Below are 1,591 nucleotides of genomic sequence, written 5' to 3' on the forward strand. Positions count from 1 at the left end.
AGACAGCGACGGCAGCGCGGCGGACGACGGCAGCGCGGCGGACGACGGCAGCGCGGCGGACGACGGCAGCGCGGCGGACGACGGCAGCAGCTCGGACGATCGCGGCGAGACGGGGCGGAGCCGGCCGGCGGACGAGCGGCCGGTGGCGGAGACGCCCGACGCGACGGGCGGACGGGGGATGACCCGGGTGAGCGCGTCACCGGGGAGCCAGACTTTGATCTCCTTGGGCCGGGCCGCCGCGCCGCGCCCTCGGGCGCAGACGGTGACCTCGCGCCGCCGCAGTCGGCCCCGGCCCTGGCCCAGCCCTTCCCAGATGCCCCGGACCACCTGCAACGTGACGTCCGCGCCGTCCCACCGGCCGTACGGGACGAGCACGCTGCCGCGCTGTCGCGCCCGGGCGGCCAGCCGGTTGGCCACGGATGCGGAGACGGTGGCCGGCACGGCGGCGACCACCACGTCCACCCCGTCGATCAGCGCGGCGACGACGGTGGGCCAGTCCGGCCCGGGCTGCGGCACCAGGGCGAGCCGGTCCAGGGCGATGCCGGCCTCGGCCGCCGCCCCCGCGCCGAAGGTCGGCACCCCCACCACGGCGCACCACGAGCCGGCCCGGGACGCCTCGGCGAGCAGCGCCAGCACCAGGGATGTGCCGCCGCTGCGCCGGGGCTGGCCGGCGGCGACCGCGATCGTGCTGCCCCGGCGCAGCCCCCGGTGGGGCAGCAGACCGGTCAGCTCGGGGGCCACCGGCAGCATCCGGTGTGCCCCGCCCGGGTCCGGCGCGCTCGCCGGACGGACCAGGCCGGCCAGTGCGGCGGAACCGACCACCATGCGGCCCGCCATCGGACCAACCCCCTGTCGTGCCTCGCCCCGTCGTCGCTGGATGTGCTGGATGTGCCCGTGTGCCGGATGTGCTGGATGTGCCGGTGTGCCGGATGTGCTGGATGTCAGTGGCGGTCAGGCGGCGAGGCCGTCGAGCGCCGGCTGGTGGGCCAACCCGAGGGAGGTCTCCACCACCGTCACGAACTGCTCGGCGGCCCGGAGCAGGTCGTCGGCCTGGCGGGCGCTGACCACCCGGGGAATGCCGGCCTCGGCGGCGGCGCGCTTGCCCGCACCGGCGGCGAAGAACGCGGCCCACTCGTCCAGCTCGGGGGCGACGGTGCAGAGCAGGACCCAGACGCTGGTGATGCGGTGTCGCCGGACCGGCGCGGGGCGGGCGCGGGCGGCGAGCACGGCTGCGGCGGCGCGGAGGGCGGCGAGGTGGGCCGCGGCGTAGCGCAGCCCGTCGGGGCGGGTGCGGGCGGCCTCCGCCAGCCCGTGGCGGGCCACCGCGAGGAGCTGGGCCGGGGTGCGGTGCGGCAGCACGTGCGCCGGCACCGTCGGTGGCTGGGCCGGGTTGGTCGGCATGGGGCTGTCTCCTCCACGTGGCCGGGGCCGGGCGCGGCGACCGGGGTCACCGGCACGGGCCGGGTCGAGTGGTGCGGAGGAAGACGCACCGGGTGGGGCCGGCCGGGTGTAGCGGCCGGTGTGCAGCCCGAACGCCCGCAACAGCGAGTCGATCATCCGGGCGGTCGAGGTCTTGCCGTTGGTCCCGGTG

The 1,591-nt window shown here is 78.2% G+C and carries 2 protein-coding genes and 1 pseudogene; all 3 read right to left on the bottom strand.

The window, feature by feature from the left end; translation table 11 throughout:
* A partial coding sequence (locus tag ACFT41_RS32250) for a hypothetical protein (RefSeq protein WP_377614113.1) occupies positions 1–837 on the bottom strand: 837 nt, incomplete at its 3' end.
* Between the two features lie 114 nt (positions 838–951).
* Positions 952–1,401, bottom strand: coding sequence for an SAV_6107 family HEPN domain-containing protein (locus ACFT41_RS32255; RefSeq protein WP_377590407.1), 450 nt, complete (start codon positions 1,399–1,401; stop codon positions 952–954).
* A 99-nt stretch (positions 1,402–1,500) separates the two neighbouring features.
* Positions 1,501–1,591, bottom strand: a pseudogene (locus tag ACFT41_RS32260) (Mur ligase family protein); the annotation flags it as partial.

Source organism: Micromonospora sp. NPDC057141 (genome assembly GCF_042670805.1).
In the GTDB taxonomy this organism is placed as follows: domain Bacteria; phylum Actinomycetota; class Actinomycetes; order Mycobacteriales; family Micromonosporaceae; genus Micromonospora.